Source organism: Pseudophaeobacter sp. (assembly GCF_048267565.1).
GTDB lineage: Bacteria > Pseudomonadota > Alphaproteobacteria > Rhodobacterales > Rhodobacteraceae > Pseudophaeobacter > Pseudophaeobacter profundi.
Genome location: NZ_JBLWXG010000005.1, coordinates 267,135 through 279,537 on the forward strand (window position 1 = coordinate 267,135; position 12,403 = coordinate 279,537).

Below are 12,403 nucleotides of genomic sequence, written 5' to 3' on the forward strand. Positions count from 1 at the left end.
CCCCTTTTTTGACGCCCATACTGGTCGCGGTGCGGTGGGCCTTCAAATAGGTAGCGTCAATCATGACGGTCTTTTCCTCGCTATGCTCGGCGGCCAGACCCATCATGATCTGGGCAAAGACCCCCTTGTCGCTCCACCGCTTCCAGCGATTGTACAGGGTCTTGTGCGGACCATACTCCTTGGGGGCATCTCGCCAGCGCAAGCCATTGCGATTGATGAAGATAATGCCACTCAGCACATGCCGACCATCCACACGTGGTTTGCCATGGGGCTTCGAAAGTAGGGCTCCAAACGCGCCATCTGCGCGTCCATCAGCCAGAAAAGATCGCTCATATCATCGCTCAATTTTCGACCGATGAATCACCCCGCCATACGGAAATCAATGGGTCCTGACCCTAGTAAACTCGGGCGTAGACAGCACACCTCTCCTCTGGCGGCATGGCGTCTAGATAGGCCAGCTCCCCCCTTTTATGAGCAAGGTAGACTTCTGCAAAGCCTTCCGGAAACCAGGCGCGAGCAATGTCATTGTGCTCGAACCGCGCCAGGGCTTCGGGCAGCGCTTCAGGCAGCCGGGTGTAGCCGCGCGCCTTCAAAGCCTCTGCGGACAGCAATGACAAGTCTTCTTGGGTCACTGGTGGCGCGGCCAGGTTCTCTTGCAGGCCTTGCGCCCCAGCATGCACGATTGCAGCAAGCGCCAGATACGGCGAGGCAGCGGCGTCGCCGGCCCGGAACTCAAAATTATACTGGCGGGCAATGCCGGCCTCGTCCTGTGCCGAGGTTGGGCAGATCCGCAAAGAAGCCTCGCGGTCACGCAAACCCAGATTGTTGTAGGCTGCGCTCCAGCGGTGCGGCGTCAGGCGCAGGTAAGACACGTCGCTCGGTGCGGTGAAGGCAACAATGCTGTCTAGGTATTTCAGTACACCTGCCAGAAACGCACCGGTCACGCTGGACATTCCCGCAGGACCAGCCGGATCATAAGTGGCTGGGATCCCCTGAGCATCTACAAAGCTCATGTGGATATGCACGCCATTGCCGACGTTTTCAGGGTCGCGGATCGGCGTGAAGGTCGCTCGTTCCCCGCATCTGCGGGCAACCGAACGGGTGACCTCTCTCAAAACAGCAGCATGGTCGGCGGCGCGCAAACCATCCGTGGGATCAATTGTGACCTCGTACTGGTCGGGGCCGTACTCATTCATGAAAGTATCCGTTTCCATTCCCGCTTGCCCCAGCGCCGCCATCAGGCTTTCGGCCAGTTCACGTTTCTGCTGAAAACCGGAATGGGTATAGGCCTCGCCGAATGCGGGCGACCCCGCATCCAGCTGGAATTCGTGCTCGAAGGCAGCGACCAGCCTGACACCGCCAAGATCTTCTAACCGTTTAAGCGCCTGCTTGAGAATAGAGCGCGTGCAGCAGCTCCAGGGCGCTCCGTCAAGTTCGCGGATGTCTCCCAGCACGAAGCGGTCCGCCGGGCTGCCATCCCCGTAATCGATATCAACCAACGTTTCCGCATCGGGCACCAGCAGAAGATCGCCCAAGGATCCAAATGGTGTCTCGGCAATTTTGTCGAAACAGGTGATCTGAACATTGGTGGGCGTCCATCCCACTCCCTTGGCCGAACGTTTTTCCAAGTCCGCCAGCGGAAAGCTTTTGCCGCGGATCTTTCCGGCGAAATCTGAGGTCGCTACGAATACCAAGGGGGTCTTAATCATCGCTTATCTCTCCTATGTCCAGACGAAGGGAGTCCCATCGCTCAATTCTCTTGCGCGCCTTATCCCAGCCGCCTTCCGCAATCCGCGTTACAACCGCCTCCAGCAGCACCAGCGCGCCTACATAGCTGTCCCAGACGGTCCCACTTTCGATAGGTGTCGCGATGACCTCGCTTGCCACTCGCGCGACAGGTGAAAGCCACTTGTCCGTTAGAAGAACAACCTGCGCGCCCTGTCGGCTTGCCGCCCGCTCCGCAAGTTGTTCGAGGCTGGGTTGGTAGCGTCGGAAATCCACCACAAAAACCACATCACGCGGCTTCATGCGCAAGAGGTATTCGGGCCAGATTTCGGGATCAGCAGGCAGGTGATATACATTGCCCCGCATTTGCCGCAAGTGGCGCGACAGATACAAAGCCAGCGCATCACTGATGCGCCCCCCAATCACATAAACGCTGCGCTTTTCGTCAGCGAACATTGCACAGACACGGTCAAACTGCGCTTGCGTTATCGCTGCTGTCGATTCCGAAAGCAGCGCGGTGGCCCTGTTGACGAAATCTTCTAGGAAGTCACCCTGCATCGCCCGATCGCTCTGATGCAGGTCCAGAGGCGAACGGTTGCCCTCCTTCAGTTCGTCGATCAGGTGGCGCTGAAAGTCCTGGTATCCCGAGAAGCCAAGTTTGGCGACAAACCTCGAGATGGAGGGGGGCGATGTTTTCGTTTTTTCCGCAAGCACTTGGATCGGCTCCAAGCCAGCGAACGGATAGTCCAGCAATAACGCCGTACACAGTTTTCGCTCGGTCGCGGTCAGCGTGTCCGACAAGGATTCCAGCCGCGTTCTGACATGCATTACTTGTTTCATGCATCCAGAGACGCTTTTGAAAATAAAAAGTCAACAAGCAAAAAAACATTGACTTTGAAAATATACGATCAGCATTGTAGGGGCAACTTCACGGGAGCCGTCCATGATCACTTCGCCAAGAACGCACATGCTTGCCGCCCTCTCTGCAATCATCGCCGGAGCCGTCGGCACCGCAGTGATCGCAAGTTTCCTAGGGCCCGCTGCGGAGCGGATTGTCACGGTGTTCTTCATCTCGCTGATCGGCGTGGTCGGCATCGGCATCTACAGCGGCAACAGCGGCATTCTCAGCTTCGGCCATGTGGCCTTCATGGCAATCGGCGCCTATGTGTCCGCCCTGCTGACCCTGCCGTCGCAATTGAAGATCGCGACCCTGCCACATCTGCCGGAGTGGCTGGCAACCACCGAAATGGGGCTGCTGCCCGCAACGGTGATCGCGATGGCAGTGACGGGCCTCGTGGCGCTGCTTGTCGGTGCGGCAATCGGCAGACTGGAAGGATCCGCCGCCACGATTTCGACCCTGGGTCTCTTGATCATCGTGCATGGTGTCATCATCGGCTGGCGGGATGTGACCCGCGGTGCCCAGTCCTTCTTCGGAGTGCCCCGCGAAACCGGCATCTGGACTGCGGTGGCAGGCATCATCGTGGCGCTGGTACTTGCGCGGCTGTACCGGGATTCTATTTCGGGACTGAGGCTGCGGGCGGGCCGCGAAAACGCGATTGCGGCTTCGGCCGTCGGCATCAACATCCCGCGCGAGCGCCTGATCTCCTTCGTGCTGGCGGGGATGACCATGGCGCTGGCTGGTGCTTTGCTGGCTCATTTTCTGGGCGCGTTCAGCCCCAAGAAATTCTACTTCAACGATACGTTTCTACTGCTGGCTATGCTGATCGTAGGCGGCATGAGCACCATTACCGGCGCCGTGACCGGCGCGGTGATCATCACGCTGGTGACCGAGGTCCTGCGTCGGCTAGAGAGCGGCCTGTCCATAGGCGGCATCGAACTTCCCGCGGTTTTCGGCACAACACAGATCGGCATCGGGCTGATCATTCTGCTCGCCATGTTCCGCAAGCCCGAAGGCCTTGCCGGATTAAAAGAATGGGAAGAAAGACTCTTTCCGCCCGCTGCCGCTGGCAACGCTGCGCCCGCCAGACCCAAAGCACACGCCTCCCCGCCCCTTGTTGCAAAGGGCATGACCATGCGGTTTGGCGGTCTGGTCGCGGTCAGCGATGTGTCGCTAGCCTTGCAGCCCGGCGAAATCCTCGGCCTGATCGGCCCTAACGGCTCCGGAAAAACCACGCTGCTAAATATGCTGTCGGGTGTCCTGCAGCCGAGCGAGGGAACCGTGACGCAAGGCAGCGTTGACCTGACAGGGATCTCTTCGCACAAGGTTGCGGATCATGGTATCGCACGAACGTTTCAGAACATTCGCCTGTTTCCCGATCTGACGGTTAATCAGAACGTACTTGTTGCCGCCCTGTCAACGCGCGGCGGCGCCGAAGCAGAGGAGCGCGCTCAGGCGGCGCTGGCCGAACTAGGAGTTGCAGCCCTGGCTGGAGAAAATGCCGGCAACCTGTCTTACGGCGATCAGCGCCGCGTTGAAATTGCCCGTGCATTGGCGTGCCAGCCGACCCTGCTGTTTCTGGACGAACCGGCGGCGGGCATGAACCGTGAGGAAACCGACGCTCTGATGGAAACCCTGCGCGGCCTTACCCGCAATCTGGGCATCGGTATCCTGATGGTCGACCACGACCTAGCCCTGATCAATCAGCTGTGCGACCGGCTGGCGGTGCTGAACGAAGGCAAGCTGATCGCCCAAGGCACGCCGACTGAGGTCCGGCAGGACCCCGCGGTCATCGAGGCCTACCTCGGCCCCGGAAAACTAAGCTCCAAGAAAAACACTACGCCCCAGGGTCAACCCGGGCGCAAACCAGAACTGGCCGGATGATCCCAGAGGCCAGAACCCAACAGACGGAGACCTACCCATGAAAGCACTGCTTCTATCATCCACTCTGGCTGCCGCCTTTGCGGCGGCTCCCGCCCTCTCCGAAACGCTGCGCGTCGGAGTCGCCACAGCACAAACCGGGGCCCTGGCCTACGCGGACGTGCCGGTGTCTGGCGGGATGCGCTTGGCCGCCGACGAGATCAACGCAAAGGGCGGCATTGGCGGCGACGTCAAGATCGAACTTGTCGAAAAGGACGTGCGGTCCGATGCGGCGCAAACTTCGATTGCAACCCAAGAGCTGGCGGATGACGGTGTCTCCGTGATCGTGCTGCCCTGCGACTCCGATCCGGCGCTAGCTGCAATCGGCGTCATTACCTCGGCCCAGATCCCGGCAATCTCGACCTGCGCCTCCTCGCCGACCCTGCCGATGATCGGCGGCGACTACATGTTCTCGAACTTCCCGGGCGACAATGTGCAGGCGACCGTCTCCGCCAAATGGGCCTGGGACGAGGGCCACCGCAACGCTTATATCATCTACTCGCCCGACACCCAGTACACGACTATGCCGCTCTATTTTGCTGAAGTGTTCGAGAAACTGGGCGGCACCATCGCCGGGCAGGCAACCAATACCATCGGCCAGCAGGATTTTTCCGCTATCGCCACCAAGGTAGCAGCGCTGGACCCGCAGCCGGATGTCATCATGACGTCTGCCTATGAGCCGGACTTTCCTTCGCTGCTGAAGGCACTGCGCGCGGCGGGCGTGACTGGCCAGGTCATCGGCTCTGACGGCATCGATAGCCCGACGAGCTTCTCGCTGGGCGACGTTGCCGAGGGAGTCGTTTTCACCACCGCGGGCCACGCAACGCCTGGGAGTCCGCTAGAAGCTTTCAACTCCGCCTATGAAGCCGCCAACGGCGCCCCGCCGGAAACGATTTTCAGTGCAGTCGGCTACGACCTGATCAAGGTTCTGGAGGCAGCTGTACTGGCGGCAGACGGATCAGTGGAACCCAGCGCCTTGCGCGATGCGATTGCCGGGCTGGAGAATGTTCAAGGGGCGACCAGCCTCATCACCTACAAAGGCACGGATGGAATGCCGGTTCGCCAGGTTTCGCTGATCCGCGTTACGGACAGCGAGCGTGAACTCGTCGGGCAGCCCTCGCCAGACGCCTCGCTGATACCAGCGCCACGCATGCAATAAGGAGCGTCCCGGTGTCAGCGCTTTTGTCTGTTCAATCATTCCATGTTCACTACGGAGCAGTCGAAGCGGTACGCGGCATCGACTTTGAAATCCGGGAGGGCGAAATCATCGCCCTTTTGGGAGCCAACGGGGCCGGAAAGTCCTCAACACTAAATGCCCTTGTCGGCCTTGTTCCCGTCGCCGCCGGTACAGTGATGTTCGACGGGTCGAACATCACCCACAACGCTCCTGAGACCCTAGCCCCGGCAGGGCTCACTTTGTCGCCGGAAGGGCGCCGTGTTTTCGGCACCCTCAGCGTGGCAGAAAACCTGCTGATGGGTGCCTATGGCATCCGCGACAAACAGGCCGTGGCGGCGGCTTGGGACCGTGTCTACACGCTGTTTCCCATCCTGCATGAGCGCCGCGATCAATTCGCCGGCACGCTGTCGGGCGGGCAGCAGCAAATGCTGGCCGTCGGCCGCGCTCTCATGAGCAACCCTCGGCTGCTGCTGCTTGATGAGCCGTCGCTGGGGCTTGCCCCGAAGATTGTCGAGCAGGTGTTCGAGCTGATCACCTTGCTGCGCGATCAAGGGGTGACGCTGGCCGTCGTCGAACAGAACGTAGCCATGGCTTTGGAAGTCGCTGATCGCGGCTACCTGATGTCTGGCGGCAGGATCGTCGCAGCGGGCTCTGCTGCAGAACTGGCACAGTCGGATTCACTGCAATCTGCCTATTTGGGAGCAGGCTGATATGGACCTAATATTACAGCAGACTGTTAATGCATTTGCCTTGGGGGGCACCTATGCGCTGCTCGCGCTGGGGCTGGCGGTTGTCTTTTCCATCATGGGGCTGATCAATTTCGCCCACGGTGAACTGATGACAATTGCCGGCTATGTGCTGATGTACTGCGGGCTTGCGGGCTTTCCCTTTGTTCTGTCCGTCGCCTTGGCCGTTAGCGCAGCAGTGGCGGCAGCAGTCCTGATGGAGCGGATCGCCTTCCGCCCTGTCCGCAATGCCTCCGGCGCGACAATGCTGGTCACCAGCTTTGCTATCGCAATGATCCTCCAGGTTCTGTTTCAGAACCTGATCTCGGCGCGGTCCCAGGCTGTGGTGCTTCCCCAGTTCCTCTCGGACAGCGTCCAGTTCGGCGGCTTGATCATCGGCATCAACAAGATCGCAGCGATCGCGGCAACGGTCATCATGTTAGTGTTCCTTGACCGGTTCATGAAACACCAGAAAACAGGCATCGCCATGCGTGCCTCAGCCGAAGATTTTGCCGTGGCAAGGCTGATGGGTATCCGTGCCAATACAGTGATCGCCGGCGCCTTTGCCCTGTCCGGCCTGCTGGCCGGTGTCGCAGCGGTCTTGTGGGTCAGTCAGCGTGCCTCGGTGGATCCGCTGATGGGCTTCACACCGGTACTGAAGGCCTTCATCGCAGCCATCTTGGGCGGTCTGGGATCCTTGCGCGGTGCGGTAGCCGGGGGCTTTCTGCTCGGCTTTATCGAGATTTATCTTGCAGCCTTTCTGCCGCAGGAACTGCAGGAGTTCCGCGACCCGATTGGCCTGTGCATCGTTGTTGCCGTTCTCCTGTTCCGTCCCAACGGACTAATCCCATCTCTCGCATTGAAGGCGGAAAAAGTGTGACTTACGGAAACGTCAAATCCGATCCTGCGACGCTGCTGGGTCCGCGTGACCCAGCCCCGGTGGAGCTTCTGAATAGCGCCAGCCGCCATCCGGTTCTGCTGGTCTGCGAACATGCGGGGCAGCAGATCCCGGAACGCTTGTCCGGCCTCGGGCTGTCGCGCACAGACCTCGACCGCCATATCGGCTGGGACATCGGTGCCGCGGCAGTGACCCGCAAGCTGGCCCACGCGATGGGAGCACCTGCGGTTCTGCAGGCATACAGCCGACTGGTGATCGACTGCAACCGGCCGCCGGAGGCACCCGACGCGATGCCACTGATCAGCGACGGAACGCCTGTTCCCGGCAACCGCGGCCTGACCCAGCAGGACCGCGCGGTGCGGGTTTCCGGGATATTCGACCCCTACCAGGCGGCTGTCACAGAGGCCCGGGGGCAGCCTGAACGGCAGCTCTTGATCTCGATCCACAGCTTCACCGCCCGTATGGCCGACGAGGTGCGTCCCTGGGACATAGCCTTCCTGTACCGCGGCGATGCAGACACACCTGAAAAACTGCGCCACGCTTTGCAGAAGCAAGCGCCGGAGCTGTCGGTGGGCATGAATGAGCCCTATCAGATCGAGGACGAGTCCGACTGGTTCGTCCCCAACCACGGCGAGGCCAGCGGCCTGCCCCACAGCCTGATTGAAATCCGCAACGACCTGATCGCCGATGACGCGGGCCAAAGCCGCTGGGCCGGTCTGTTGCGCACCGCCATCGAAAGCCTGCTTTAAGGAAAAACCACATGACACTGAGCAGAAACATTCCCGTCGATCCGCAGCACACCGCCCTTCTGTTCATCGACGTTCAGAACTTTGGCGCCCACCGCAAGGGCGCCGAGTTCGTCAACATGCCGGAGGCCGAACTGGCAGAGAAATACGGCTGGTACTTCGCGGAATTGGAAGGTCGGGTCATTCCTAACATGCAGCAGCTCCAGCAGGCCAGCCGCGCCGCCGGGCTTGAGGTGATGTATACGACGATCGAAAGCCTCACTCTGGACGGGCGCGACCGCAGTCTCGACTACAAGATCACCGGCTTCAACGTGCCTAAGGGTGCTTGGGACGGCAAGGTGATCGATGCGCTGGCTCCCGGCGAGGACGAAATCGTGCTGCCAAAGTCATCTTCTTCGGTCTTTGTGTCGACGCATATCGACTATGTGCTGCGCAACTTAGGCGTCAAACAACTGGTGATCAGCGGGCTTATCACCGATCAATGCGTTGAAAGCGCCATCCGCGACGCCTGCGATCTGGGCTATCTGGTGACACAAGTGACAGATGCCTGCCTGACCTATAGCCCCGAACGACATGAAAATTCCATTTCAGCCGTAAAGGGCTACTGCCGCCAGCGCACCACCTCTGAGTTACTTGAAGAGCTGGCTCCGATCTGACGCCCCACCAATCGTTCTGGGCGCAGGCCTTTGCAATCAAGCATTCTTAGCGCCGCTGGAGCGCCCGCGCCCTCTCTCGTCGTCCGCCAGCCCGCGGATTGGGGCGTCCGGAAATATACTCAAACTGCAGGAGCGATCGCCCGATGGTACATCACTGGCAACAGGTTCTAAGCGATCATTGGGGCATCACTGCCGCGCTGACACCGCTGAACGGTGAGTATGACCAGAATTTTCTGGCGCAAGGGGAGCATGACTATGTGATGAAGATCATGCGGCCAGACTGCCAGGCTAGTTTCATTGATCTGCAGTGCCGTGCGCTTGAGCACATCAGGACAAAAGCCCCCGACGTCCAAGTCCCCGCAGTCTGCAGGAGCATCCGCGGCGACATGTTCTTGGCCGTAGCGGACGAGGGTGGGGCTGAGCGGCTGGTCTGGGTCATTGAGAGGCTTCCAGGGAAGACTTTTGCCGAGTTCAAGCCGCAGACCGATGGACTGATGTTTGATGTGGGGCGCGCCGTCGGGCAAATGGGGCTTGCCTTATCCGGTTTCGCCCATCCCGCGCTTGAACGTGACTTCAAGTGGAACCTAATGCAATCGGATTGGATTCTTGATTGTCTAGACACGGTTGAGGGTCACGATCGGCGCGCGCTCCTGGATTGTATCGTCGCGGAATTCTCCGCCGCTTTACCGCTTCTGAGAGATTTGCCTAACGTGGCAATCCACAATGATGTCAATGATTACAACATATTGGTCTGCGGCTCGCTGAATGAGCCAGCGCGCGTTTCCGGGCTGATCGACCTCGGCGACATGTGCGCCGGGCCGCGCATCTGTGACCTGGCGATTACTTGCGCCTACATGGTTCTTGGTCAGGAGAACCCCGAAAAGGCGCTGCAATCCGTAGTGGCCGGCTATCATAGCATCTGGCCCCTCACCGCGGCAGACGTTGATCTGCTGTGGCCGCTGCTACGGATGCGGCTGGCGGTCAGCGTCGTCAACTCGGCGCTAATGGCCAGTGAATATCCAGATGATCCCTATGTTGTGATTTCACAGAAACCCGCTTGGCGGTTTCTCGAAAATCCCAGCGTCAGCGGCGACCTGATCAAGGCCCGCCTTCGTGCGGCCTGCGGCCTGCCGGTTACCGGTGCAGCCCCGCGCATCCTGTCTTGGCTCAACCACCAGCGGGGCCAGTTCGCACCGCTGGTGGGTAAACACCTGGACGGAATGGCGATGCGCAGCCTGTCAGTGGAGCGCTCGGTCATCCCGCGCGACCCGTTTGCCGCCGAAACCGAGGCGATGGCGGACGGCCAAAGCAGCGAGAACATTTGGCTAGGATACTACGGCGAGCCTAGGTTGATCTACACTGGTCCTGCCTTTCAAACCGGGCCATGGAAGGCCTCCAACCGCCGCACGGTGCATCTGGGGATCGATGTCTTTTGCGCTTCGGGAACGCAGGTGCTTGCCCCCGTTCACGCGACGGTTCACAGCGTAGAGAACCGCTGCGGCCGCCCGGGCCAAGGGGGCGTTGTCGTCCTGCGTCATGAAACGCCAGATGGGGATCCCTTCTTTACCCTCTACGGGCATCTCGACCCAGAGGTCTGTGGCCGTCTGAAAGCAGGTCAGCAGATCAAAGAGGGTGAGGCCTTTGCCCGGCTGGGAGATGCGGCGCAGTGTGGCGGCTGGCACCCACATGTGCATTTCCAGCTAATACTCAGCGCCGAGGGCATAGCTGAACACTGGCCCGGCGCCGCTGACCCGGACGAACTGGGCCTTTGGAGAGCGCTCTCCCCGAACCCGGCCGCGCTTCTTAACCTGCCGGACGCCGACATGGCCTACCAGCCAGCCGACAAAACCAAGCTTTTGGCGGAGCGGGCGCGCTGCTTTGGCGAAAACCTGAGGCTCAGCTACGCCGATCCTGTGATGCTGCTGCGCGGCTGGCGCCACCACCTGTTCGACGAATGGGGGCGGCCCTATCTGGACGCCTACAATAACGTCCCGCACGTCGGCCACGCACACCCGCGCATTCAAGCGGTCGCGGCGGACCAGCTTCTGCGCATGAATTCCAACACCCGCTACCTGCACCCCGCGCAGGTAGCTTTTGCGGAAAAGATCACCTCGAAACTGCCTGAATCGTTGTCAGTGTGTTTCTTCGTCAACTCTGGTTCTGAGGCCAATGAATTGGCCCTGCGCTTGGCTCGCGCTGCAAGCGGTGGGCGCGACATGGTAACTCCTGATCACGGCTATCACGGCAATACAACGGGAGCGATCAACCTGTCGGCCTACAAATTTAACGCCAAAGGCGGCATCGGACAAAGTGATTGGGTGCATTTGGTTGAGGTCGCCGACGATTACCGCGGCCGTCATCGCCGCGAAGATCCGGACCGGGCCGAAAAATACGCGGCGCAGGTGGACAAGGCCCTGGCCGCGATTGCAGACCGCGGCGGTAAACTGGCTGGTTTCATCGCCGAGACGTTTCCAAGCGTCGGCGGGCAGATAATCCCGCCCAAGGGCTACCTGGCCAAAGTCTATGCCCGGATTCGCTCCGCGGGCGGCATTTGCATAGCAGATGAGGTGCAAACCGGGCTTGGACGGCTGGGAGACTATTACTTCGGCTTCGAACAGCAGGGCACCGTGCCAGACATTGTTGTGCTGGGCAAGCCGATCGGCAACGGACACCCGCTGGGCGTTGTGGTTACGACCCGGGAGATCGCCGACGCCTTCGCCCGCGGACCGGAGTTCTTCTCGACCTTCGGTGGGTCAACCCTGTCCTGCCGCATCGGCAAAGAGGTGCTGGACATCGTCGACGATGAAGGTCTGATGAAGAACGCGCAGCATATGGGCACCCAATTACTTGCGGGACTGCGGACCATGGCGGAGCGGCACCCCCTGATCGGGGATGTGCGAGGTTTCGGACTGTTTATTGGTGTTGATCTGGTAACCGACCGCAACAGCCGCACGCCTGCTATGCAGGCTGCGCACTACGTCAAGAACCGGCTGCGAGAGCACCGCGTATTGATCGGGTGCGAAGGACCTGCGGATAACATTCTGAAGATCCGCCCGCCGCTCACCGTAGATGACCAAGCGGTTGATATGATATTGACCCTTCTGGACCAAGTACTCGACGAAGCAGAAAACCTCTGCGGAAAGACAGGTTCCCCCCCCACGCCAGTATTTTCTAGATGAACCGTGAAAACTACCGCTTTGCACAAAGCAGGCCCAAACAGCTCAAAGACACTTCTTGAAAGGGAACTCCCATAGGTCCTGACAGACCAAGGCGCCTCGGAACACGCCGGCTATTTAACGAGCGCGCATGCCCGGGCGCCAGTTGAACCTGCACTGGCAGGTTTTTACACCAACCTTTGGCCGGAAAACGAACCGCCGTTCACACACCACCTTTCGCCGCCGCCATGTGCCTTTCGCGGATGATGTCTGTCCATATAGAGAATTGGGAAAATCGGGCGCGAATCCGCAATGTGGCGATGCGGCAAAAGCAGCGTAGCATAGATGGGCGTGGGGTTGATCTCCAAATGGCTGCAGCCAGCCGAGGGCGTGTGGAAACTCGCTTGATTTCTCGACGAAGAGGATTTTTCGGTTGATTTTGTGGAGGCACCCGGATTTTTGACCATTGTGGCACCTTGTGCGCCGGAGGGCGCTGAATCTGT

The 12,403-nt window shown here is 60.0% G+C and carries 10 protein-coding genes and 1 pseudogene; 7 read left to right on the forward strand and 4 right to left on the reverse strand.

What is annotated here, in order from left to right:
* The 3 genes and pseudogenes from ACN0VH_RS13915 to ACN0VH_RS13925 all read right to left on the reverse strand — a co-directional run.
* Positions 1-333 (reverse strand): annotated as a pseudogene (locus ACN0VH_RS13915) (transposase); the annotation flags it as partial.
* Between the two features lie 62 nt (positions 334-395).
* Positions 396-1,709 carry a glutamine synthetase family protein gene (locus ACN0VH_RS13920; protein WP_417700912.1) on the reverse strand — a complete coding sequence of 438 codons (1,314 nt, stop codon included), beginning with the start codon at positions 1,707-1,709 and terminating at the stop codon, positions 396-398.
* A complete protein-coding gene (locus ACN0VH_RS13925) occupies positions 1,702-2,565 on the reverse strand; it encodes a MurR/RpiR family transcriptional regulator (protein WP_417700913.1) in 864 nt (287 codons plus the stop codon). Before ACN0VH_RS13925 ends, ACN0VH_RS13920 begins: the two co-directional genes overlap by 8 nt.
* Positions 2,566-2,692: 127 nt before the next feature.
* Between ACN0VH_RS13925 and ACN0VH_RS13930 the strand changes: the two genes are divergently transcribed.
* The 7 genes from ACN0VH_RS13930 (at position 2,693) to ACN0VH_RS13960 (ending at position 11,924) form a co-directional block, all read left to right on the forward strand.
* Positions 2,693-4,507 carry a branched-chain amino acid ABC transporter ATP-binding protein/permease gene (locus tag ACN0VH_RS13930; RefSeq protein WP_417700914.1) on the forward strand — a complete coding sequence of 605 codons (1,815 nt, stop codon included), beginning with the start codon at positions 2,693-2,695 and terminating at the stop codon, positions 4,505-4,507.
* A 37-nt stretch (positions 4,508-4,544) separates the two neighbouring features.
* On the forward strand, positions 4,545-5,702 hold the full coding sequence (locus ACN0VH_RS13935) for an ABC transporter substrate-binding protein (protein WP_417700915.1): 1,158 nt from the start codon (positions 4,545-4,547) through the stop codon (positions 5,700-5,702).
* 11 nt (positions 5,703-5,713) lie between these two features.
* Positions 5,714-6,430 carry an ABC transporter ATP-binding protein gene (locus ACN0VH_RS13940; protein ID WP_417700916.1) on the forward strand — a complete coding sequence of 239 codons (717 nt, stop codon included), beginning with the start codon at positions 5,714-5,716 and terminating at the stop codon, positions 6,428-6,430.
* A 1-nt stretch (position 6,431) separates the two neighbouring features.
* Positions 6,432-7,325 (forward strand): branched-chain amino acid ABC transporter permease, encoded by an 894-nt coding sequence (locus ACN0VH_RS13945; protein ID WP_417700917.1) that lies wholly within the window; start codon positions 6,432-6,434, stop codon positions 7,323-7,325.
* A complete protein-coding gene (locus ACN0VH_RS13950) occupies positions 7,322-8,092 on the forward strand; it encodes an N-formylglutamate amidohydrolase (protein ID WP_417700918.1) in 771 nt (256 codons plus the stop codon). Before ACN0VH_RS13945 ends, ACN0VH_RS13950 begins: the two co-directional genes overlap by 4 nt.
* A gap of 11 nt (positions 8,093-8,103) precedes the next feature.
* Positions 8,104-8,745 (forward strand): cysteine hydrolase family protein, encoded by a 642-nt coding sequence (locus ACN0VH_RS13955; RefSeq protein ID WP_417700919.1) that lies wholly within the window; start codon positions 8,104-8,106, stop codon positions 8,743-8,745.
* 143 nt (positions 8,746-8,888) lie between these two features.
* Positions 8,889-11,924: an aminotransferase class III-fold pyridoxal phosphate-dependent enzyme gene (locus tag ACN0VH_RS13960; protein WP_417700920.1), complete on the forward strand. Its 3,036-nt coding sequence runs from the start codon at positions 8,889-8,891 to the stop codon at positions 11,922-11,924.
* 164 nt (positions 11,925-12,088) lie between these two features.
* Here the strand turns inward: ACN0VH_RS13960 and ACN0VH_RS13965 are convergent.
* The coding region (locus ACN0VH_RS13965) for a hypothetical protein (RefSeq protein ID WP_417700921.1) at positions 12,089-12,403 on the reverse strand (315 nt) is incomplete at its 5' end.

What these genes read in the sequence shown, in the direction of transcription:
- ACN0VH_RS13955 (WP_417700919.1), top strand. Translation starts at nt 8,104, where the DNA reads ATGACACTGAGCAGAAACATTCCCGTCGATCCGCAGCACACCGCCCTT.
- ACN0VH_RS13925 (WP_417700913.1), bottom strand. Translation starts at nt 2,565, where the DNA reads ATGAAACAAGTAATGCATGTCAGAACGCGGCTGGAATCCTTGTCGGAC.
- ACN0VH_RS13935 (WP_417700915.1), top strand. Translation starts at nt 4,545, where the DNA reads ATGAAAGCACTGCTTCTATCATCCACTCTGGCTGCCGCCTTTGCGGCG.
- ACN0VH_RS13960 (WP_417700920.1), top strand. Translation starts at nt 8,889, where the DNA reads ATGGTACATCACTGGCAACAGGTTCTAAGCGATCATTGGGGCATCACT.
- ACN0VH_RS13945 (WP_417700917.1), top strand. Translation starts at nt 6,432, where the DNA reads ATGGACCTAATATTACAGCAGACTGTTAATGCATTTGCCTTGGGGGGC.
- ACN0VH_RS13920 (WP_417700912.1), bottom strand. Translation starts at nt 1,709, where the DNA reads ATGATTAAGACCCCCTTGGTATTCGTAGCGACCTCAGATTTCGCCGGA.
- ACN0VH_RS13930 (WP_417700914.1), top strand. Translation starts at nt 2,693, where the DNA reads ATGCTTGCCGCCCTCTCTGCAATCATCGCCGGAGCCGTCGGCACCGCA.